The organism is Amycolatopsis sp. ATCC 39116 (assembly GCF_000231075.2).
Lineage (GTDB): Bacteria > Actinomycetota > Actinomycetes > Mycobacteriales > Pseudonocardiaceae > Amycolatopsis_E > Amycolatopsis_E tucumanensis.
Genome location: NZ_AFWY03000085.1, coordinates 1 through 19,485, shown reverse-complemented (window position 1 = coordinate 19,485; position 19,485 = coordinate 1). Strand labels below are relative to the sequence as shown.

At 73.5% G+C, this 19,485-nt stretch carries 23 protein-coding genes; 5 read left to right on the top strand and 18 right to left on the bottom strand.

All coding sequences use genetic code 11. The features are described 5' to 3' along the window. The 3 genes from ispH to AMY39116_RS0340325 all read left to right on the top strand — a co-directional run. Positions 1-888: 4-hydroxy-3-methylbut-2-enyl diphosphate reductase (ispH, locus tag AMY39116_RS0340335; RefSeq protein WP_020423268.1), on the top strand; the 888-nt coding region annotated here is incomplete at its 5' end. Further along, a complete protein-coding gene (gene ispG / locus AMY39116_RS0340330) occupies positions 885-1,982 on the top strand; it encodes a flavodoxin-dependent (E)-4-hydroxy-3-methylbut-2-enyl-diphosphate synthase (RefSeq protein WP_020423267.1) in 1,098 nt (365 codons plus the stop codon). The genes ispH and ispG, both read left to right, overlap by 4 nt. A 16-nt stretch (positions 1,983-1,998) precedes the next feature. Continuing rightward, positions 1,999-2,628 carry a pyridoxamine 5'-phosphate oxidase family protein gene (locus AMY39116_RS0340325; RefSeq protein ID WP_039792108.1) on the top strand — a complete coding sequence of 210 codons (630 nt, stop codon included), beginning with the start codon at positions 1,999-2,001 and terminating at the stop codon, positions 2,626-2,628. A 176-nt stretch (positions 2,629-2,804) separates the two neighbouring features. Here the strand turns inward: AMY39116_RS0340325 and AMY39116_RS46940 are convergent, their stop codons facing one another. Genes AMY39116_RS46940 through AMY39116_RS0340285 form a run of 8 tightly spaced genes read right to left on the bottom strand, consistent with a single transcriptional unit; the run spans position 2,805 to position 7,385 of the window. Then, positions 2,805-2,981, bottom strand: coding sequence for a hypothetical protein (locus tag AMY39116_RS46940; RefSeq protein ID WP_020423265.1), 177 nt, complete (start codon positions 2,979-2,981; stop codon positions 2,805-2,807). Further along, positions 2,981-3,322 carry a DUF3140 domain-containing protein gene (locus AMY39116_RS0340315; RefSeq protein WP_027936655.1) on the bottom strand — a complete coding sequence of 114 codons (342 nt, stop codon included), beginning with the start codon at positions 3,320-3,322 and terminating at the stop codon, positions 2,981-2,983. The genes AMY39116_RS46940 and AMY39116_RS0340315 overlap by 1 nt, the downstream gene beginning before the upstream one ends. 4 nt (positions 3,323-3,326) lie before the next feature. Then, positions 3,327-3,545, bottom strand: coding sequence for a DUF3618 domain-containing protein (locus AMY39116_RS0340310; RefSeq protein WP_020423263.1), 219 nt, complete (start codon positions 3,543-3,545; stop codon positions 3,327-3,329). Continuing rightward, entirely contained in the window at positions 3,542-3,961 is a 420-nt protein-coding gene (locus AMY39116_RS0340305) for a phage holin family protein (protein ID WP_020423262.1), read from the bottom strand. Before AMY39116_RS0340305 ends, AMY39116_RS0340310 begins: the two co-directional genes overlap by 4 nt. Before the next feature lie 53 nt (positions 3,962-4,014). Next, entirely contained in the window at positions 4,015-5,796 is a 1,782-nt protein-coding gene (gene ctaD / locus AMY39116_RS0340300; RefSeq protein ID WP_020423261.1) for a cytochrome c oxidase subunit I, read from the bottom strand. A 58-nt stretch (positions 5,797-5,854) separates the two neighbouring features. Further along, positions 5,855-6,571, bottom strand: a complete 717-nt coding sequence (locus tag AMY39116_RS0340295; RefSeq protein WP_020423260.1) for a metallophosphoesterase — start codon at positions 6,569-6,571, stop codon at positions 5,855-5,857. Beyond that, positions 6,568-6,828 (bottom strand): BON domain-containing protein, encoded by a 261-nt coding sequence (locus tag AMY39116_RS47230; protein ID WP_020423259.1) that lies wholly within the window; start codon positions 6,826-6,828, stop codon positions 6,568-6,570. Before AMY39116_RS47230 ends, AMY39116_RS0340295 begins: the two co-directional genes overlap by 4 nt. Further along, positions 6,828-7,385, bottom strand: coding sequence for a hypothetical protein (locus AMY39116_RS0340285; RefSeq protein ID WP_020423258.1), 558 nt, complete (start codon positions 7,383-7,385; stop codon positions 6,828-6,830). Before AMY39116_RS0340285 ends, AMY39116_RS47230 begins: the two co-directional genes overlap by 1 nt. A 100-nt stretch (positions 7,386-7,485) precedes the next feature. On the opposite strand from AMY39116_RS0340285, the gene AMY39116_RS0340280 reads away from it, so the two are divergent. After that, a complete protein-coding gene (locus AMY39116_RS0340280) occupies positions 7,486-7,866 on the top strand; it encodes an ATP-binding protein (protein ID WP_020423257.1) in 381 nt (126 codons plus the stop codon). A 318-nt stretch (positions 7,867-8,184) separates the two neighbouring features. Then, complete coding sequence (locus tag AMY39116_RS0340275) at positions 8,185-8,559, top strand: STAS domain-containing protein (RefSeq protein ID WP_020423256.1); 375 nt, start codon at positions 8,185-8,187, stop codon at positions 8,557-8,559. Between the two features lie 3 nt (positions 8,560-8,562). Here the strand turns inward: AMY39116_RS0340275 and AMY39116_RS0340270 are convergent, their stop codons facing one another. From AMY39116_RS0340270 to AMY39116_RS0340225, 10 genes are read right to left on the bottom strand one after another with little or no spacing between them, the layout of a single operon-like run. Next, complete coding sequence (locus AMY39116_RS0340270) at positions 8,563-9,822, bottom strand: UDP-glucose/GDP-mannose dehydrogenase family protein (RefSeq protein ID WP_020423255.1); 1,260 nt, start codon at positions 9,820-9,822, stop codon at positions 8,563-8,565. Position 9,823: 1 nt separating this feature from the next. Continuing rightward, entirely contained in the window at positions 9,824-10,768 is a 945-nt protein-coding gene (locus tag AMY39116_RS0340265) for a glycosyltransferase family 9 protein (RefSeq protein WP_020423254.1), read from the bottom strand. Then, positions 10,765-11,454 carry an SDR family oxidoreductase gene (locus AMY39116_RS0340260; protein WP_020423253.1) on the bottom strand — a complete coding sequence of 230 codons (690 nt, stop codon included), beginning with the start codon at positions 11,452-11,454 and terminating at the stop codon, positions 10,765-10,767. Before AMY39116_RS0340260 ends, AMY39116_RS0340265 begins: the two co-directional genes overlap by 4 nt. 10 nt (positions 11,455-11,464) lie before the next feature. Then, the gene (gene rfaE2 / locus AMY39116_RS0340255; RefSeq protein ID WP_020423252.1) at positions 11,465-12,826 is read right to left on the bottom strand and encodes a D-glycero-beta-D-manno-heptose 1-phosphate adenylyltransferase; all 1,362 of its coding nucleotides are present in this window, start codon (positions 12,824-12,826) and stop codon (positions 11,465-11,467) included. Continuing rightward, a complete protein-coding gene (locus AMY39116_RS0340250; protein ID WP_020423251.1) occupies positions 12,823-13,386 on the bottom strand; it encodes an SIS domain-containing protein in 564 nt (187 codons plus the stop codon). The genes rfaE2 and AMY39116_RS0340250 overlap by 4 nt, the downstream gene beginning before the upstream one ends. Next, entirely contained in the window at positions 13,383-14,396 is a 1,014-nt protein-coding gene (locus AMY39116_RS0340245) for a glycosyltransferase family 9 protein (RefSeq protein ID WP_164470613.1), read from the bottom strand. Before AMY39116_RS0340245 ends, AMY39116_RS0340250 begins: the two co-directional genes overlap by 4 nt. Further along, a complete protein-coding gene (locus AMY39116_RS0340240; RefSeq protein ID WP_020423249.1) occupies positions 14,393-15,883 on the bottom strand; it encodes an HAD-IIIA family hydrolase in 1,491 nt (496 codons plus the stop codon). Before AMY39116_RS0340240 ends, AMY39116_RS0340245 begins: the two co-directional genes overlap by 4 nt. Beyond that, entirely contained in the window at positions 15,880-17,508 is a 1,629-nt protein-coding gene (locus AMY39116_RS0340235) for a carbamoyltransferase C-terminal domain-containing protein (RefSeq protein WP_020423248.1), read from the bottom strand. The genes AMY39116_RS0340240 and AMY39116_RS0340235 overlap by 4 nt, the downstream gene beginning before the upstream one ends. Before the next feature lie 60 nt (positions 17,509-17,568). Further along, positions 17,569-18,507 carry an NAD-dependent epimerase/dehydratase family protein gene (locus AMY39116_RS0340230; RefSeq protein ID WP_020423247.1) on the bottom strand — a complete coding sequence of 313 codons (939 nt, stop codon included), beginning with the start codon at positions 18,505-18,507 and terminating at the stop codon, positions 17,569-17,571. 52 nt (positions 18,508-18,559) lie between these two features. Further along, the gene (locus AMY39116_RS0340225) at positions 18,560-19,381 is read right to left on the bottom strand and encodes an EamA family transporter (protein WP_020423246.1); all 822 of its coding nucleotides are present in this window, start codon (positions 19,379-19,381) and stop codon (positions 18,560-18,562) included. Between the last annotated feature and the right edge of the window lie 104 nt (positions 19,382-19,485).

Genomic DNA, 19,485 nt, shown 5'->3' with positions numbered 1-19,485 from the left:
GTCGAACGGGCCATCGAGATCGTCGAGCGCCTCCTCGCCCAGCGCGGCGGGCCGATCTACGTACGCAAGGAGATCGTCCACAACCGCCACGTCGTCGACGGCCTCCGCGTGCGGGGCGCGGTGTTCGTCGACGAACTGGACGCCGTGCCGCGGGGAGCGACCGTCGTGTTCTCCGCGCACGGCGTCTCCCCCGCCGTGCGCGCCAAGGCGGACCGCCGACGCCTCAAGGTCGTCGACGCCACCTGCCCGCTGGTCACCAAGGTCCACGCCGAGGCGCGCCGCTTCGCCGGGCAGGGCGACACCGTCCTGCTGATCGGGCACGCCGGGCACGAGGAGGTCGAGGGCACCCTCGGCGAGGCGCCCGACCGGACCGTCCTGGTGCAGTCGGTCGAGGAGGCCCGCCGGGTGCGGGTGCCGGACCCGGACCGCGTCACCTACCTGACCCAGACCACCCTCAGCGTCGACGAGACCGCCGAGGTGCTCACCGAACTGCGCCGGCGCTTCCCCGCGTTGCGCGGCCCCGCCTCCGACGACATCTGCTACGCCACCACCAACCGGCAGGACTCGCTGCGCTCGGTCGCCAGGGACACCGACCTGGTCCTGGTGGTGGGGTCGCGGAACTCGTCGAACTCGCTGCGCCTCGTCGAACTGGCCGAGCGGGCAGGCACGCCCGCCCACCTGATCGACGACGCGCGGGACGTGCGGCCCGAGTGGCTGTCCGGGGTGGAGCGGATCGGGCTCACCGCGGGCGCGTCGGCGCCGCCCGGGCTGGTCGACTCGGTCGTCGCCGCACTCGGCGGCCTCGGCCCGCTCACCGTCGGCGAACGGGAGACCACCCGCGAGACCATCCACTTCACGCTGCCGACGGCCGTGCGGAGGAAGTCGTGACCGCGGTGCCGCTGGGCGTGCCGCGGGTGCCCGCGCCGCGCCGGAAGTCCCGGCAGGTGCTGGTCGGCGACGTCCCCGTCGGCGGCGGGGCGCCGGTGTCGGTGCAGTCCATGACCACCACCGTCACCGCGGACGTCGACGCCACCCTCCGGCAGATCGCCGAGCTGACCGCCGCCGGCTGCCAGATCGTCCGGGTCGCGGTGCCCAGCTCCGACGACGCCGAGGCGCTGCCCCGGATCGCGGCGAAGTCGGCCATCCCGGTGGTCGCGGACATCCACTTCCAGCCGAAGTACGTCTTCGCCGCGATCGAGGCCGGCTGCGCCGCGGTGCGGGTGAACCCGGGCAACATCCGCAAGTTCGACGACAAGGTCGCCGAGATCGCCGGTGCGGCGAAGGACCACGGCACCCCGATCCGCATCGGCGTCAACGCCGGATCGCTGGACCCGCGGCTGCTCGGCAAGCACGGCAAGGCCACGCCCGAGGCGCTGGTGGAGTCCGCGCTGTGGGAGTGCTCGCTGTTCGAGGAGCACGGGTTCACCGACCTGAAGATCTCCGTCAAGCACCACGACCCGCTGGTGGTGATCGAGGCCTACCGGCAGCTCGCGGCGCGCTGCGACTACCCGCTGCACCTCGGCGTCACCGAGGCCGGGCCGGCGTTCCAGGGCACGGTCAAGTCCGCGGTGGCGTTCGGGGTGCTGCTGCACGAGGGCATCGGCGACACGATCCGCGTGTCCCTGTCCGCGCCGCCCGTCGAGGAGGTCAAGGTCGCCACGCAGATCCTGGAGTCGCTGGGGCTGCGGCCGCGGCGGCTGGAAATCGTGTCGTGCCCGTCGTGCGGCCGCGCGCAGGTGGACGTCTACCAGCTCGCCGAGCGGGTCACCGCCGCGTTCGACGGGTTCCCGGTGCCGCTGCGCGTCGCAGTGATGGGCTGCGTGGTGAACGGGCCCGGCGAGGCGCGGGAAGCCGACATCGGGGTGTCGTCGGGCAACGGGAAGGGGCAGATCTTCGTCAAGGGCGAGGTGGTCACGACGGTGCCGGAGAGCCGGATCGTGGAGACGCTGCTGGAGGTGGCGCTCGAGCGGTTCCCCGCATGACCGATAACCTGCGGGCATGGATCTCACTGGGGTGACCGAAGTGTCGGGCGAGGACGAACTGCGGGAGCTGATCGGGCAGCCGCTGCCGCAGGCGGTGCACAAGCAGCGGGCGGCGCTGCACGAGCTGGACCGGCAGTGGCTGGCGCTGTCGCCGTTCTGCCTGATCGCGACCTCGGACGCGGCCGGCCGCTGCGACGTCTCGCCCAAGGGCGACCCGGCCGGGTTCACGGTGGTGCTCGACGACCGCACGATCGCCGTGCCGGAGCGGCCGGGCAACCGGCGCGCCGACGGGTTCCGCAACATCCTCGCCAATCCGCACGTCGGGCTGCTGTACTTCATCCCCGGCCGCGGCGACACGCTGCGGATCAACGGCCGGGCGCGGCTGGTGCGGGACGCGCCGTTCTTCGACGAGATGGTCGTCAAGGGGCACCGGCCGCGGCTGGCGATCCTGGTGGAGATCGACGAGGTGTTCCACCACTGCTCGAAGGCGTTCCTGCGGTCGCGACTGTGGGAGGCGGACACCTGGGCGCCGGAGGAGATGGCCCCGCGCGCGGTGATCGCCAAGACGCTCGAGCGGCGGGACGCGTCACTGGCGGAGCTGGAGCGCTACTACGGCCAGGAGTACGCGAAGAAGCTCTACGCCTGAGGAGGGCGCGAACGCGCAACGGCCCGCGGCGTCCCCTCCCGGACACCACCACGAACCGCCCGCTCCCTCTACCGCCCCGCGGGCCATCCACCTCCGGATCGCCTGACGCCGGGCGGCAAGCGCGCAACGGCCCGTGGTGCCCCCTCTGAGACAACACCACGGGCCGTTCGCTTCCCCTACTGCCCCTCGGGCCGTTCGCCGGCCAGGGGGACGTCCGGGTCGTCGTCGGCGGGTGGCTCCGGGTCGCGCCACTCCTCGGCGCGGCTGGACCGGTTGCCCTGCAACGTGCCGCGCAGTTCGGCCTTCAGCGCGTCGTCCTCGCGCGGGCTGTGCTTCTCACTGCCGCGTTCCATCAGCCGGCCCCTTTCAGCGGGTCGTGCCCGATCGTCATCAACCGGTGGCGCCAGTTCTCCTGGCCCGCCGTCGGCTCCAGGTCGTCCCGCCGTTCGGCGTGCACCTTGTCCACCACCTTGCGCATGACGCGCTCGTCGTCCTCGGTGAGGTCCGTCCGGCGCTTGCCGAGGATCTCCAGGACGTGCTGGCCGGTTTTCGTGCCCGACTGGTCCGGCAGCTCCTCGCTGTCCGTCCCCGCCGAGCGGACCCGCAGCCAGTCCCCGAGCTCCCGCGAGGTCATGTTCACCACGCGGTGGAACTCGTCCCACAGTGCTTCGTCCACATGCGACTGTGTTGCCATCGTGTCACCTCCGGGCGGTCAGCCTTCGCACGATCACGAAGACCAGCGCCAGGATCCCGATCCCGGCGCCGGCGCCGAGCGCGATCCGCTGTGTCGTGTGCGCGGTCTCCCGCACTTTCCCGGCCAGCGCCTCGGCGGTCTCGCCGAGCTCCTGGCGGGTGAGTTCGAGGTCGAGCCGCGCCTGTTCGGCGTCGTGCGGGAAGGTGTCCTTCTTCGTCGTCACCGGCGCACCCCCTTCCGCAGGGCCGCCACGTCCTTGGGCACCCCGGACGCCGCCTCCTGCGGCACCGGCGGCACCGCCGCCGACAGCTGCTTCTTGCCCGCCAGCCCGGCCACCCCGCCGATCAGCAGCAGCGCGCCGCCGACGATCAGCGCGGCGGCCCACCCCGGCATCACCAGGGCCAGCGCCAGCACCGCGGCGGCGACCAGCGTCGCCGCCCCGAACAGCGCGAGCATCCCGGCCGCGCCGGCCAGGCCCGCGCCGGTGCCGGCGCGCTTGCCCTTCCGCCGCAGCTCCTCGGCGGCCAGCCGCATCTCGTCCCGGACCAGCCGCTGGATCTGCTGCGACATGTCCTGGACGAGCTGCCCGATCGAGCGGTCGTCGACCGCGGTCGACCCGCGGCCCGTGCTCTCAGTCATGCCTCGCCTCCCTTGGGGTAGCTCGTAGTCCGGCTACCCCCGGGCGGAGAGCACTAATCGTGCGCGGTGGGCGAGCTGCCCTCGCTGAGCTCCTCGGTGGCCTTCTCCGACGGCGTCTTCGGCGCCTCGGAGTGCGGGATGGTCTTCCCGGTGAGGGTGATGTGCCCTTCGTCGTGCAGCCGCTCCACCAGGTGCGGGTAGTGCAGCTCGAACGCGGGCCGCTCGGACCGGATCCGGGGCAGCTCCAGGAAGTTGTGCCGCGGCGGCGGGCAGGTGGTGGCCCACTCCAGCGAGTTGCCATAGCCCCAGGGATCGTCCACTTCGACCGGATCCCCGAACCGGTAGCTGCGCACCACGTTGTAGACGAACGGCAGCATCGAGGCGCCCAGGATGAACGCGCCGATCGTGGAGATCGTGTTCAGCACGGTGAACCCGTCGCTGTCCAGGTAGTCGGCGTAGCGGCGCGGCATGCCCTCGTCACCCAGCCAGTGCTGCACCAGGAACGTCGTGTGGAACCCGACGAACGTGGCCCAGAAGTGCAGCTTGCCGAGTCTCTCGTCGAGCATCCGCCCGGTCATCTTCGGGAACCAGAAGTACACCCCGGCGAAGGTGGCGAACACGATCGTGCCGAACAGCACGTAGTGGAAGTGCGCCACCACGAAGTAGCTGTCGGTGATGTGGAAGTCCAGCGGCGGCGACGCCAGGATGATGCCGGTCAGCCCGCCCAGCAGGAACGTCACCAGGAACCCCACCGACCACAGCATCGGCGTCTCGAACGTGAGGTGCCCCTTCCACATCGTGCCGATCCAGTTGAAGAACTTGATCCCGGTCGGCACCGCGATGAGGAACGTCATGAACGAGAAGAACGGCAGCAGCACCGCGCCGGTGGCGAACATGTGGTGCGCCCACACCGCGAACGACAGCGCGGTGATGCCCATCGTCGCGAACACCATCAGCCGGTAGCCGAACAGCGGTTTGCGGCTGAACACCGGGATGATCTCGGTGATGATCCCGAAGTAGGGCAGCGCGATGATGTAGACCTCGGGATGGCCGAAGAACCAGAACAGGTGCTGCCACAGGATGGGCCCGCCGACGGCCGGGTCGAACACGTGCGCCCCGATCAACCGGTCGGCCAGCAGCCCGAACAGCGCCGCGGTCAGGATCGGGAACACCGCCAGCACCAGCACGCTGGTGAACAGGATGTTCCAGGTGAAGATCGGCATCCGCCACATGGTCATGCCGGGGCAGCGCAGGCACACGATCGTGGTCAGCATGTTGACCGCGCCGAGGATGGTGCCCAGACCGGAGACGATCAGGCCGGTGATCCACAGGTTCCCGCCGATCCCGGGCGAGTTCGCCGCGTCGGACAGCGGGGTGTAGGCGGTCCAGCCGAAGTCCGCCGCGCCGCCCGGGGTGAGGAACGAGGACAGCACGATCGAGCCGCCGAACAGGAACAGCCAGTAGGAGAACGCGTTCAGCCGCGGGAACGCCACGTCCGGCGAGCCGATCTGCAGCGGCAGGATCAGGTTGGCGAAGGCGAACACGTTCGGCGTCGCGTAGAGCAGCAGCATGATGGCGCCGTGCATGGTGAACAGCTGGTTGTACTGCTCCGGCGACAGGAACTGCATCCCGGGCCGCGCCAGCTCGCCGCGCATGAGCAGCGCCAGCGCGCCGCCGATGACGAAGAAGCCCAGCGACGTGTAGAGGTACATCAGGCCGATCAGCTTGTGATCGGTCGTCTTCGCCATCTTCACCAGCAGGTTGCCCCTGCGGTGCCTGGCCGGCAGCTCGTACCGGTTGCCCAGGACGATGGGACGTGCCTTCAGCTCCGTCATGCGCCCTCCCCGGGTGCCGAGTGGACGAACCCAGGGTGCTCCCGATCACACCGGTGAATCAAGCCCCTAACCCGTAGGTGGCGTAGGCGCTGCGGATGACCGGCTGGGCCACGTTGCGCACCCGCACCCCGCCCGGGGTCACGCCCTGTTCGCAGCCGAAGTGCGCGTGGCCGTGCAGGGCCAGGTCGGCGCCGCATTCGTCGATGACCTCGCCGAGCTGGTAGGCGCCGAGGAACGGGTAGATCTCCGGCGGCTCGCCGCGCAGGGTCTCCGGGATGGGCGAGTAGTGGGTGAGCGCGACCCGGTAGTCGACGTCGTCGAGCTCCAGCATCGCGCGGCGCAGCGCGTCCGCCCGTTCGATGCTGTGTTCGACGAACGCCTTCATCTCCCGCTCGCCGAACGCGCTGGCGCACTTGCCCGCGAACCCGCCGCCGAAGCCCTTCACCCCGGCGACGCCGAGGGTCTGCCCGTCGACCTCCAGCCGGGTCGAGGCGCCCTCCAGCACCTGGATGCCGTGGTCTTCGAGCAGCTTGGTGATGTCGTCCTGCCGGTCGCTGTGGTAGTCGTGGTTGCCCAGCACGGCCACGACCGGCCGGTCCAGGCCGCTGAACTCGTCGGCGACCACCTCGGCCTCCTCCAGCGCGCCGTGCCGGGTCAGGTCGCCCGCCAGCAGCAGCACGTCGGCCAGGTCGCCGAGGTGTTCCAGGGCGGGGCGCAGCAGGCCCCGCGCGTCCTCGCCGAGGTGGACGTCCCCGACCGCCGCCACGCGGATCACCGCAGGTCCTCCCTCCGGGCCGGTTCGCGGGTGTCGGCCACCCGCACGTCGTTGTGCACCCGCAGGCCGGGCGCGACCTCGTGCAGCACGTTCTCCAGCTCGGCGCGCCGCTCGTCGCAGGTCACCTCCCCGGACAGGTGCACGTCGTCGCCGCGGACGTTGACCCGGACGCCCATCTCGGCCGTCCGGGGGTCCTCGGCCAGCGCGCGGCGCAGGTGGGCCGCGCGGTATTGGGGTGTCTCGTGCTCGGTTGTCATCACGCGGTTCCTTCGAGCTCGACGACGTCCAGCGAGTCCAGCAACGTCAGGAACGCCTTCGCGTAGGGGGACTCGCCGGTCTCCTTCGCCACCCGCTCCCAGTCCACCTGTTCCCGCAGGTCGCGCGCGATGTGCAGGAGCGGGGCGAAATCGCAGCGGTGCGCGTCGAGGACGAGCAGCTTGTCGATCATGATGTCGGTGCCGTTCAGGACCGGCGCCATGGTCGGGCCGACCCGCATCACGTCGGAGCGGCTCAGCGTCTCGTCGGTGACGGCGCGGTAGTTGGGCCGGAAGATCAGGTCGACCAGCACGTCGCCGTCCCAGACCTTGCTGAGCCAGTCCTCCGGCGGGTCCTCCGGCCGCATGCCCTCCGCGACCAGTGCCGCGCGCGCGGCGGGCACGTCCTCCTCCTTGAGGAAGACGTCGACGTCGTGGTCGGACGGCGGGCCGCCCCTGGCGTAGACCGCGCAGCCGCCGGACACCGTGAACGGGATCTCCCGAGCCGTCAGCGTGGTGACCACCTTGGTCAGCGTGCGCAGCAACGACTGCTCGTCCATGCCCCGCCGGGTACCCGTGCCCGACCGGGGCAAAACGACGCGGGTTTCGCGCCCCGGCCTCCGGGTATGTCCCGTCCCGTCCGCGAGGGTTGGGAGCGCGATGCGCCGCAGTACCGAGCTGAGGCTGCCCAGGACACTGGACGCGGCGCGGCGGGCACGCCGCTTCACCACCGAGGTGTGCGCGAAGTGGCGGGTGCCCAGCCTGGCGCCGGACGCGGTCGTGATCGCCACGGAGCTGGTGGAGAACACCTTGCGGCACACCCAGGCGACCCCCCGGCTGGGCCTGGAGCTGCACCGGGACCAGCTGAAGGGCGACCAGCTGACGGTCAAGGTCACCGACGACGATCCCCATGAGGCGGTCATCCGGGAAAGTGGTCACCCGCCGGGACTGGGGCTGCTGCTGGTCGCGCAGACGTCCGAACAGTGGGGGTGCGACCGGGAGCCGGCCGGCGGGAAGACCGTGTGGGCGACCGTGCGGTGAGCGGCGGACCGGGCGGTGCGGGACCACCGCTGTCCCGCACCGCCGGTGCACCCACCACGACGACCCGGGCGGCGGCCGGGGGCGGCTCGCCGTCGTGCCGACGCGCACTGGATACCCGCGGCGAAACATCGCTAACCGGATGACCCGGGTTGCCAACGCGGCCAGCTGGTCCGTACGGTCGATGGGGAGCGGTTGAGTGACCAGCCGTGCCGGGGAACGACACACCCGGCCCTTGAGCTTTCGAATGTCGACTCTTCGAACACTTGGACGCGTGTGTGGCTTTCCCCGCTGTGCTCACCACAACCCGGGGAGACTCCCGTGTACGAAGCTCACGAACTCCGCATAGACCTCACCGACCGCGCCGACGGCATCCGGCTGGCCCGCCTCACCGGTGAACTCGACCTCGCCGCGGCGCCCGCGCTGCGCGACTTCCTGACCCGCTGCGTGGACGACGGCCGCACGTTCGTCGTCGACCTCGAATCGGTCACCTTCCTCGGCTCGGCCGGCCTGCAGGCCCTGGTCGACGCCGACGAGGCCGCCGCACGGTGCTCCGTGCGGTGGGCACTGGCAGGCAGCCACCGGGTGGTGGTCCGCCCGCTGGAGGTCACCGGCCTGCACGAGCAGTTGCCGCTCTTCCCCAGCGTCACCGTGGCCGCCCGCCACCTCACGCAGGGCGCACCCGTCGCGCACTGACCGTCACTCCGGGTGCCCGAGCCGCAGGCAGCGCAGCCCGCTCCCCCGCAGCGCCGCGGGATCGAGCACGCCCCGGGTGTCCACCACGGCGTCGCCCTCGGCGACGGCCGCCAGCTGGCTCCAGTCGAGCCCGCCGAACTCCGGCCACTCGGTCAGCACCACCAGCACCCTGGCGCCCTTGGCGGCCAGGACCGGGTCGTCCACGCGCTGGACGGGCCCGGCCTGGTCGCCGCCGGTCACGCCCGGGTCGTAGCCGGTCAGCACGGCGCCCGCCGCGGCGAGCCGGGTGGCGACGGCCAGCGCGGGCGAGTCCCGCAGGTCGTGGGTGCCCGCCTTGAACGTCAGCCCGAACAGCCCGATCCGCACCCCGTCCAGCCGCCCGCCGGCGGCCTGGAGGATCCGCGCGACCACGTGGTCGTGCTGCCGGTCGTTCGCCTCGATCGCGGACCGCAGGACGGTCAGGTCCACCCCGGCCGCGGCGCCGGTCGCCACCAGTGCCCTGGTGTCCTTGGGCAGGCACGACCCACCCCAGCCGGGGCCGGGGTGCAGGAAGTGCGGCCCGATCCGCTCGTCCAGGCTCATCGTGCGGGTGACGGCGTCGATGTCGGCGCCGGTGCGCTCGCACAGCCGGGCCAGCAGGTTCACGTACGGCAGCTTCAGGGCCAGGAACGCGTTGCTCGCGTACTTGCCCAGTTCGGCGCTGGCGTGGTCGGTCCGCACCACCGGCGCGCCCAGGTCCGCGTAGAGCGCCGCGACCCGCGCCACCGCGGATTCCTCGCCGCCGAGCACGATCCGGTCCGGGTGGCGGAAGTCGTGCACCGCGTGGCCTTCGCGCAGGAACTCCGGGTTGCTCACCACCGGGATCCCGGCGGTCTCCGCGATGCGGGCGCAGGTGCCGACCGGCACGGTCGACTTGACCACCAGCACGGTGTCGGGGCCCGGGTGGAGCGCCGCGAGGACGGCCTCGACCGCGCCGAGATCCGCCGCGCCGTCCGGCCCCGCCGGGGTGGGCACGCAGGCGAACACGAACTCCCGTCCGTCGAGCGCGCCGGGGTCCGCGGTGAACCGCAGCCGCCCGGCGGCCAGCCCGTCCCGCACGAGCGGGGCCAGGTCCGGCTCGCCCAGCGCAACCTCGCCGCGGGACAGCTGATCCACTTTGGACTGATCGACCTCGGCGCACGTCACGTCGTGGCCGAGCCCGGCGAGGCAGGCTGCGGTCGTCAGGCCGACGTAGCCGGCCCCGGCGACCCCGACGGCCGCCACGTCACACCTCCGCCACCGGCCGCAGCACCTTCCGGCCCGCGGCGACGACCTCGTCGACGGTGATGCGCAGCAGCCCGGCGGCCGGGGTGTCGGCGAACGGGTCGCCCTCCTCCCCCGCCCACAGAACGACGTGCCGGTCCTCGGTGCCCGGCGGCGGCCCCCACCGCCACGGCGGGGTCGGGCCGAACAGCAGCACCGACGGGGTGCCGTAGGCGGTGGCCAGGTGGCCGACCCCGGTGTCGCCGCTGATCACCAGCCGCGCCCCGGCCACGAGGGCGGCCAGCTCGGTCAGACCGGTGCGCCCGGCCAGCACCGCGTCCCCGCCGAGGCCGGCGGCGGCCGCGAGGTCTCCCGCGAGGTCCCGTTCCGCGGCGCTACCGGTCACCACGACGCGGTGACCAGCGCGGGAGAACTCGCGCGCCACCTCGGCGAAGCGCCGGGGCGGCCAGCGCCGTGACCCGAACGCCGCGCCGGGGTGCACGACGACCGCGTCCGCCGCCGGGCTCGGCACCCCGGGCCGGGCCAGTCCGAGGTCGTGCCGGTCGGCCGCGATGCCGTGGAACGCGAGCATCCGGCACCAGCGCAGCACCTCGTGCTGGTCCTCCCGCCAGTCCGGGCCGTCCAGATCCGGGAAGTCCGGGTGCCGGTGGGCCAGCAGCCGGTCCGGCCGCGCGGCCAGCAGGTCCGTCACGCTCTCCGGGCCGCTGCCGTGCAGGTTGACCGCCAGGGCGGGCGGCGCGCCGGTCCAGTGCAGCGCGCCGAGGCCGGTCGTGGGTAGCACCCGGTCGACCGCGCCGGTGAGCGCGGCCAGCTCGTCCAGCGCCGCGGGCGCGGCGAGGGTGATCCGCGCGTCCGGGAACGCGGCCCGCAGGCCGCGCAGCGCCGGGACGGCGACCAGGAGGTCGCCCACCCCGAGCGCCCGCAGCACCAGGACGTCGCCGGTCACGGCCAGGAGCCCTCCTCGGAGTGCGCCACGACCAGTTCGCGCACCTCGCAGCCGGCCGGCTGGGACAGCGCGAACAGCACGGTCTGCGCCACGTTCTCCGGATTGTTCAGCTTCGCGTCCGCGGGCGGCTTGTACTGCTCGTCGCGGGAGTCGAAGAACGCGGTGTGCATGCCGCCGGGCACCAGCATGGTGACGCCGATGCGGCCGGCGGTCTCCGCGGCCAGCGCGCGAGTGAAGCCGACGACGCCCCACTTCGACGCGCAGTAGGCGGTGGCGTCGCTGACCGCCTTGATGCCCAGGGTGGACGCCACGGTGACGACCTTGCCGCGCGAGCGCTCCAGGTACGGCAGCGCGGCGCGCACCACGGCGGCGGTGCCGAACAGGTTGACCTTGACGACGCGCTCCCAGTCCTCTGTGGACACGTCGGTCAGCTTGCCCGGGAAGTCGATGCCCGCGGCGGTGAACACCGCGTCCAGCCCGCCGGCCTGCTCGGCCAGCTCCGCGACGGCCCGCTCGGTCTCGGCGGTGTCGGTGAGGTCGACCGGCACGTAGGGCACCCCGGCGACCGGGGGCTTGCGGTCGAGCACCAGCGGGGTCCCGCCGGCGTCCGCGACCGCCTTGACGGTCGCCGCGCCCAGCCCGGACGCGCCCCCGGTGATCAGTACCTTGCCTGGCGATGCAGCCATGTCTCCCCTTCTATCCGTTGGACACGGTCTCGATGAGCCGCGTGGTGGAGTAGCCCTCGACGGTCGGCACGAGCACGACCTTGCCGCCGTTTTCACGGATCACCTCGGCCTCGGGCAGGTCGGCGCCCTCGTAGTCGCCGCCTTTGACCCAGACGTCGGGCCGCAGCGTGCGCAGCACCTCGACCGGGGAGGACTCCTCGAACACCACGACGGCGTCGACGGACTCCAGCGCGCTGAGCACGCGCACCCGGTCGGCGGCGGTCACGACCGGGCGGCCCGGTCCCTTCAGCCTGCGCACCGACTCGTCGGAGTTGACGCACACGATCAGCGCGTCGCCCAGCTCGCGGGCGCGCCGCAGCAGGGTCACGTGACCGGGGTGCAGGATGTCGAAGCACCCGCCGGTGGCGACGACCCGGCCGCCACGGCGCCGGACCCGCTCGGCCAGCTCGAAGCCGGTCAGTCCCTCGGGCGGGCGGATCGGTTCGGCGGGCTCGGACAGCGCGGTGGCCGCGCCCGCAGCGACGAACCGGGCCGCCGACTCGACCGCGGAAGCCACGGCGTTCGGCAATGCGGCGCCCTCGAACAGCGCCGCGGTGACGGCGCTGGCGAACCGGTCGCCCGCGCCGCAGGTGTCCGGCCGGACGCTCGCCGGGACGCGGGCGGCGTTGGGCACCGGGATGGTCCGCGTGCCGGTGCCGTCGGCGAGGACGGCACCCTTGGAGCCGACGGTCACCGCGACCGCCTCGGCCGCCCATTCGGCCCGCAGCCGCTCGGCCAGCTCCTCTGGTGTGCCGGGCTCGCCGGCGAACTTGGCGGCCTCGCTGTCGTTCGGGGTGACCAGCGCGGCGCCGGGCACCGGCGGGCCGCCGCGCGGGTGCGGGTCCCACACGACCGGCGCGTCGGTCGCGGCCAGCAGCTCCCGGATCCGCGGGTGGCTCGCCACGCCGCGCCCGTAGTCGGCGACGAGGATCGCGGACGCCTCTCGCAGCACGGCCACCGTGCGCTCGTCCAGCGGCTCGTGCGCGGCGCGCCCGTCGCCGTGGTCCAGTCGCACGACCGACTGCCCGGCCGCGCGGATGCGGGTCTTGCGGACGGTTTCGCCCTCCAGCGGCAGCGCGCACAGCTCGACCTCGCCGGCGAGCAGCCGGGCCAGCCGCGCCCCGCCCTCGTCCGCGCCGAGCGCCGTGACCAGCACGACGTCCGCCGCGGACCGGGCGGCCAGGCGGGCGGCGAGCCCGGCGCCGCCGGGACGGTGCCATTCGCGGCCGACGTCGACGACCGGCACCGGCGCCTCCGGGCACAGCCGGTCGGCGTTGCCGTCCACGTCGATGTCGAGCAGCGTGTCGCCGACCACCACCAGCGGGCCGGTCACGAGGGCACTCCCAGCGCCTCGTCCAGCGCGGCGCACAGGCCGTGGATCACCGCGAGGTGCGCCTCCTGCACGGTGCCGGTGCTGGGCGCGTCGATCATCACCGCGTCGTCGCTGACCGAGGACAGCGCGTTCGGGCCGGGGCCGGTCAGCGCCCACGTCGTCATGCCCAGTTCGTGCGCCGTCTTCGCCGCGGCGCACACGTTCTGGCTGCGGCCGCTGGTGGACAGCGCCACCAGCACGTCGCCGGGGCGGCCGTGCGCGCGCACCTGCCGCGCGAACACCTCCTGGTCGCCGTAGTCGTTCACGATCGCCGTGGCCGCCGAGGTGTCGGCGTGCAGGGCGATCGCCGACAGCGGCTGCCGGTCGTTGACGAACCGGCCGACGAGCTCGCCGGTCAGGTGCTGGGCCTCGGCGGCGCTGCCGCCGTTGCCGCAGGCGAGCAGCCGTCCGCCGGCCCCGAGCACCTCGGCGAGGTGACGACCCCACGCCTCGATCCTCGGCGCCAGCGCGGTCAGGTCCCGCATGGTCGCGGCCAACGCCGCGAACCGCTCTTCGATCACGCTGCACCTCCTAGTTTCTCCACGGCCCGCAGGACTTCCTCGGGCGGAACCCGGTCCAGGCACGGGTGGCCGGGCACCGGACAGGTCCGGGCCCGGGTGTCACGGCAGGGGGCGTCCTGATCGCCGAGCAGGACGAGCGGCACCCCGTAGGGCGCCCACCGCGCGGCAGGCACCACCGGCGCGAACAGCGACACCACGGGGGTGCCGACGGCCGCGGCGAGGTGCGCGGGCCCGGTGTTCGGGGCGACGGTCACGCGCGCCCCGGCGAGCACGGCCGCGAGGCCGTGCAGGTCGGTCTTCCCCGCCAGGTCCAGGCCGTGGTCACCGGCGACCCGGGCGGTCAGGTCCCGTTCGGACGGGGCGCCGGTGACGACGACCCGGTACCCGGATTCGGCGAGCAGCCGGACGACCTCCGCGTTGTGCTCGGCGGGGTACTGCCGGGCGGGCACCGACGCCGCCGGGTGCACCACGACGTAGCCGGGTTCGCCGACCAGGCCGGACACGTCCGGCAGGGGCTCGCGCACGGCCAGCCGCCCGTCGTCGCCGGGCGGCAGCTCGAATCCGGCGGCCCGCGCCAGCGACAGGGCACGTTCAGCCTCCGGCGGGTCGCCCTCGACACGGTGCCGCAGGTCCAGCAGGGATCCCGGGTAGTCCTCGCAGATGGCGCCGATCCACGGCACCCCGCACTCGCGCAGGACCAGCGCGAGCGGCAGCGGCGACTGGTGGAACGACGTGACGATCAGCGCCGCGTCCGGTTGCGCCGCGCGGATGTGCGCGCGCAGTTCGGCCAGGTGGGCGGGCGTCGCCGCGGGCGGCTGCGGGTCGATCCACGGCGCGCACCACTCGACCACCTCGTCGACGCCGGGCAGCAGTTCGGCGGCCGCGCGCCCGTGCGGCCCGGCCAGGAACGTGACCGTGTCGGCCTCCGCCGCGACCGCGCGCACCAGCGGCCCGGACAGCAGGACGTCGCCCGCGTTGTCCAGCCGCGCCACCAGAACCCGTGACCTCACCACTTCCGGTCCCCCATCGCCAGCCCGACCGCCTCGGCCAGGTCACCCGCCACCAGCGCGTCCCGCCGCGCGGCTTCGATCTCCGCGGCCCGCGTGCGCGGGGTCGGCACCAGGACAGCCCGCGCGCCCGCGGCGCGGGCGGCCTCGATGTCGGCGCCGATGTCCCCGATGACCACGCAGTCCTCGGGCCGCACCCCCAGTGCCAGCGCGGCACGTGTCACCAGGCCGGGCTTGGGCTTGCGGCAGCAGCAGCCGTCGCCGTCGGCGTGCACGCACACCTGCCAGGTGCCGAACGGCCCGAGCAGCTCCTCGACGCGGGCGTTCACCGCGGCCAGCTCGTCCGGGGTGATCAGCCCGCGGGCCACGCCGGACTGGTTGCTCACCACGCCCACCGGGACGCCGGCGGCGCGCAGGCGGCGCAGCACGTCCTCGGCGCCCGGCACGGGGCGCACCTTGTCCGGGTCGTTGTTGTAGGGCTCGTCGTGGATGAGGGTGTCGTCGCGGTCGAACAGGATCGCCTTGGCGACCGGGCGCGGGCGGCGGACGCGCACCTCGCCGGCGAGCCGGTGGGCCACCGCGACGGGCGGGATCAGCACGCTCGTGACAGTCATCTTCGCCAGCTCGTCCGCCGTCTTCGGCCCGGGCAGGATGCGGCGCAGCGCGAACTCCGCGGTGAGACCGAGCCACGCGATGCCCGCGAAGGCGGCCGGGGTGTTGCGGCGGGCGGCGGCGAACGCGAGCGCGGCCGCGCCGCTGAGGGTGGTGAGCGCGTGGCGGCCGAGACGGCCGGGACCGGCCGCGGACAGTTCCCTCCACTGTGGACCGAATTTGCGGCGCATCAGCGCGTTGTCGGCGTTGCCCCGCTGCGCGCGCACGCTGGCGAAGAAATCGCCGTGCCGCGCGGGATGCAGGGTCCGGCGGGTGCCGTGCTCCAGCCGCCACCCGGCCTGCCGGACGCGCAGCGCGAGGTCGGCGTCCTCGCGGAAGGCCCGCGGGAACCGCTCGTCGAAACCGCCCACGGCGGCGAGAACCGCGCGCCGGTAGGCCATGTCCGCGGTGATCCACTCCGCGGTGGCGAGCCCGGCGGTGTCCCGTTCCAGATCGGTGGGGCGGCGGCCGCCGGTCGGGCCGGGCACCACGATCCGGCCCTGCGAGGCGGCCACGTCGGGAGCCAGCGACTCCAGGTCGGTCACCAGCCGGGACGGCCAGTCGGCGGTGGTGCGGACGTCGTCGTCGAGGAACGCGATCCACTCGGTGTCGGCGGCGCGCCACCCCACGTTGCGCGCCGCGGCCGGGCCGCGGCCGCCGGAGCGCAGCACGCGCACCTTCAGGTTCGTGTCGGGCAACGGCAGGTCGCCGGGCTCGGGGCGGTCGTCGACGACGATGACCTCCGCCGGTCCCGGCCCGATGCCGTGGCCGAGCGCGGACAGCAGAGCCCGGAGGCTGTCCCGGCCGGTCGTCGGGACAACCACGGTGTAGGCCGTCATGCCGGCCTCCGCACCACGAACGGGCCGATGGCGAGCAGGTCGATGGGGCTGGAGCCGAAGCACTCCAGCGCGTCGCGGGGCGAGTCGACCATCGGGCGGCCCGCGGTGTTGAGGCTGGTGTTGACGACGACGGGAATACCGGTGCGGGCGGCGAACTCGTCGAGCATCCGCGCGACCAGCGGCTCGTCGGCCGGGTCCACCGTCTGGATCCGCGCGGTACCGTCCACATGCGTCACCGCCGGGATGCGGTCCCTCCACTCCGGACGGACGTCGTGCACGAACAGCATGTGCGGACTGGGCACCGGGCCGCGCTCGAACAGCTCCCGAGCCCGGCCGGCGAGGACCATCGGCGCGACCGGGCGGAACTGCTCGCGGCCCTTGACGTCGTTGAGGCGTTCCAGGTTGCGCCGGTGGCCGGGGTGCGCGAGCAGCGAGCGGTGGCCCAGCGCACGCGGGCCGAACTCGGCGCGGCCCTGGAACCAGGCCACGATCTCGTCGTCGGCGAGCGCCTGCGCCACGGTGGCGGCGAGGTCGTCCGGCCGGTCGTAGGGCAGCCGCGCGGTCTCGAGCGCCTGCTGGATCTCCGCGTCGGTGAAGCCCCGGCCGAGGTCGGCGCCCGGCATCGGCGCGGCCGGTTCGCCCAGTTCCGCGGCGAGGTGCAGGGCGGCGCCCAGAGCGGTGCCCGCGTCGCCCGCGGCGGGCTGCACCCAGATCTCGTCGAACGGGCCTTCGGCGAGCAGCCGGGTGTTGGCCACACAGTTCAGCGCGATGCCGCCGGCCATCGTGAGCCTGGATTGCCCGGTCTGGGCGTGCAGCCAGCGCAGCAGGTCGAGCAGGACCTCTTCCAGCCGCTGCTGCACGCTGGCCGCGAGGTCGGCGTGCTCGGGCCGGAAGTCCGCGCCGGGTTCACGGCGCGGCGCGAACCGGGTCAGATCCACCGGCGCGGCAAGGAAACCGCCGTCCGGCAACGCGGCGAGCACCTCGGACAGCTCGTCGCGGAACCGCGGTTTCCCGTACGAGGCAAGGGCCATCACCTTGTACTCGTCGCTGGAGCGGGCGAACCCGAGGTGCTCGGTGAGGTCCTCGTAACGCAGGCCGAGCGAGTGCGGCAGCCGTTGCGCGGCCAGCTCGACCAGCTTGCCGTCGCGGTACTCGCCGGCCAGGTAGGACGTCGCCTCGCCGCGGCCGTCCGCGACCAGGACGGCCGCGTCGCCGAACGGCGCGGCCAGCCCGCTGGACGCGGCGTGCGCGACGTGGTGGCGGACGAACCGCACCTTCGCCGGGTCGAGGCCGGGCAGCGCGGTCTTCAGGAAGTTCGGCGCGCGGCGCGCGTACGTGGTGCGCAGCTCCTCCCAGCCCGGGTCGACGCCCTCGAGGTCGTGGTCGACCAGGGCCGGGTCGTAGGAGTAGCCGACGGCGTCCAGGTCCGCGGGCTCCAGGCCGGCCTGGGCCAGGCACCAGCGGGCGGCCTGCTCGGGGAGTTCCCAGGTGGCGAACGGGACCGGGCGCTTGCCGTGCTTGCGGCGGCTGAACCGCTCCTCCTCGGCGGCGGCGACCACCCGGCCGTCCACCACGAGGGCGGCGGCCGGATCGTGGAACACCGCGTTGATCCCGAGGATCCGCAAGCTCGTTACCTCCACATCCGGTTACCACTGCTACTTAGCGCTACCCCTGCTACTCCTCGTCTAAACGAGACTGAGGTGGGTGGTGAACCACTCCAGTGTCCGGCGCAGGCCCTCGTGCAGCTCCACCCTCGGCTGCCAGCCCAATTCCCGTTGCGCCACCGCGATATCGGGGCAGCGTCGTTGCGGATCGTCCACCGGGGCCGGGATGCCGCGCACCGGCACGCTGGTGCCTGCCAGCCGCTGGATTTCCCCGACCAGGTCGCGAATGCGGAGTTCGTGCGGGTTGCCGAGGTTGACCGGTCCCGGGAAATCGCTGTCCGCCAGCGCCAGCAGGCCGTCGACGGTGTCGTCCACATAGCACAGGGAGCGGGTCTGGGCGCCCTCGCCGGCGATGGTGACCGGTTCGCCGGTGAGGACCTGCTTGATGAACGTCGGGATCGCGCGGCCGTCGTCGGCCCGCATCCGGGGGCCGTAGGTGTTGAAGATGCGGGCGATGCCGGTGTTCACACCGCGCGCGCGGCGGTAGGCCGCGGTGAGCGCTTCGGCGTAGCGTTTGGCCTCGTCGTAGACGCTGCGCGGGCCGACCGGGTTCACGTTGCCCCAGTAGGTTTCGCGCTGCGGGTGTTCCCGCGGGTCGCCGTAGACCTCGCTGGTCGAGGCCAGCACGAACCGGGCGCCGTTGGCCTGCGCGAGGTCCAGCGCGTGGTTGGTGCCTGCCGCGCCGACCTGCAGCGTCTCCACCGGCAGGCGCTCGTAGTCGCGTGGCGAGGCGGGGCTGGCCAGGTGCAGCACCAGGTCGACGTGGCCGGTGATGTCCAGTCCACGGGCGACGTCGGCCTCGACGAAGCGGAAGTCGCCGCGCAGGTGCGCGATGTTGTCCGCGCGACCGGTGGACAGGTTGTCCACGCAGGTGACGCTCATGCCGCGGGCGAGCAGGCGGTCGCAGAGGTGGGAGCCGACGAAGCCCGCTCCACCCGTGACGACCGCATGCCCTGGCACGCACTCCTCCTACCCGGCGGAGTCACTTCGAAACGCTACGGAGGTACTTCTCCTACGCCAGGGCTAACAGGGCGAGTGCCGCGGCGGCTCCGCAGACACCCAGAGTCTGCTTGCGGCTGAGGCGTTCACCCAGGAAGAGCAGTGCGAGCACCACGGGGATGGCCGGGTAGAGGGCGGCCAGGACGGTCGCGACGGCGAGCAGCTGCTGGTGAGTGGCGACCCAGTAGAGCACGATCGCGACGCTGCCGAGCGCGCCCGCGGCCGCGGCCGGCCAGGCGAGGCGGGGCCGCAGCGCGAGCGGGGTGCGCGTGCCGAGCACGAGGGGCAGGATGACGGCCACGGACGCGGCGCGGCTGACGACGATCGGCCAGAGCCCGGCGTCCAGCGGCACGGGTTTCATGGCGAGGAACTGGATCGCGAAGCCGGCCCCCGCGACGAGCGCGTCCCGGATGCCCGGCCCGGCGGGACGCCCGCCGCCGGAGACGAGCCAGATGGCGGGCAGGGCGAGCACGATGCCGGCGATCGCCGCGGGCGAGGGCCGCTCCCCGAGGAAGGCCAGCCCGGCGACCACGGGCAGCGCGACGGCCCCGACGTCGCTGACGGGCACCACGACGCTCAGCGCGTCCCGGCTCATGGCCCGGTAGAGGAACCCGACGCCGATCCCCGTGCCGGCGCCGGAGAGCGCGCCCCACCAGATGCCGTGGCTCGTGGGAGCCGACCAGATCAGGGCGACGAGCAGGGTGACGAGGGTGCCGCCGAGCTGCGCGTAGAGGGAAACGGTCAGCCCAGGCGCCCGGCGCGCGACGACGCCGTTGACGAAGTGGGTGACGCCGAAGCACCCCGCCGACGCGAGGGCGAGCAGCTCCCCGGTCATCGGCGACCTCCAATGCCGGCCAGACCACCCGCGACGGCAGCAGACGCGGCGGCCAGGCGCAGCGACCCGCCGCCAGGCTGCCCAGAACGCGACTCCGCGGCGCC

Bases quoted from the DNA above. Each gene is read 5' to 3' on its own strand.
- AMY39116_RS0340260 (WP_020423253.1), bottom strand. From the start codon at position 11,454: ATGGCTGCATCGCCAGGCAAGGTACTGATCACCGGGGGCGCGTCCGGG.
- AMY39116_RS0340280 (WP_020423257.1), top strand. From the start codon at position 7,486: ATGCGCCGCAGTACCGAGCTGAGGCTGCCCAGGACACTGGACGCGGCG.
- AMY39116_RS0340285 (WP_020423258.1), bottom strand. From the start codon at position 7,385: ATGGACGAGCAGTCGTTGCTGCGCACGCTGACCAAGGTGGTCACCACG.
- AMY39116_RS0340315 (WP_027936655.1), bottom strand. From the start codon at position 3,322: ATGGCAACACAGTCGCATGTGGACGAAGCACTGTGGGACGAGTTCCAC.
- AMY39116_RS0340240 (WP_020423249.1), bottom strand. From the start codon at position 15,883: ATGACGGCCTACACCGTGGTTGTCCCGACGACCGGCCGGGACAGCCTC.
- AMY39116_RS0340225 (WP_020423246.1), bottom strand. From the start codon at position 19,381: ATGACCGGGGAGCTGCTCGCCCTCGCGTCGGCGGGGTGCTTCGGCGTC.
- AMY39116_RS0340325 (WP_039792108.1), top strand. From the start codon at position 1,999: ATGGATCTCACTGGGGTGACCGAAGTGTCGGGCGAGGACGAACTGCGG.
- ctaD (WP_020423261.1), bottom strand. From the start codon at position 5,796: ATGACGGAGCTGAAGGCACGTCCCATCGTCCTGGGCAACCGGTACGAG.
- AMY39116_RS0340305 (WP_020423262.1), bottom strand. From the start codon at position 3,961: ATGACTGAGAGCACGGGCCGCGGGTCGACCGCGGTCGACGACCGCTCG.
- AMY39116_RS47230 (WP_020423259.1), bottom strand. From the start codon at position 6,828: ATGACAACCGAGCACGAGACACCCCAATACCGCGCGGCCCACCTGCGC.
- AMY39116_RS46940 (WP_020423265.1), bottom strand. From the start codon at position 2,981: ATGGAACGCGGCAGTGAGAAGCACAGCCCGCGCGAGGACGACGCGCTG.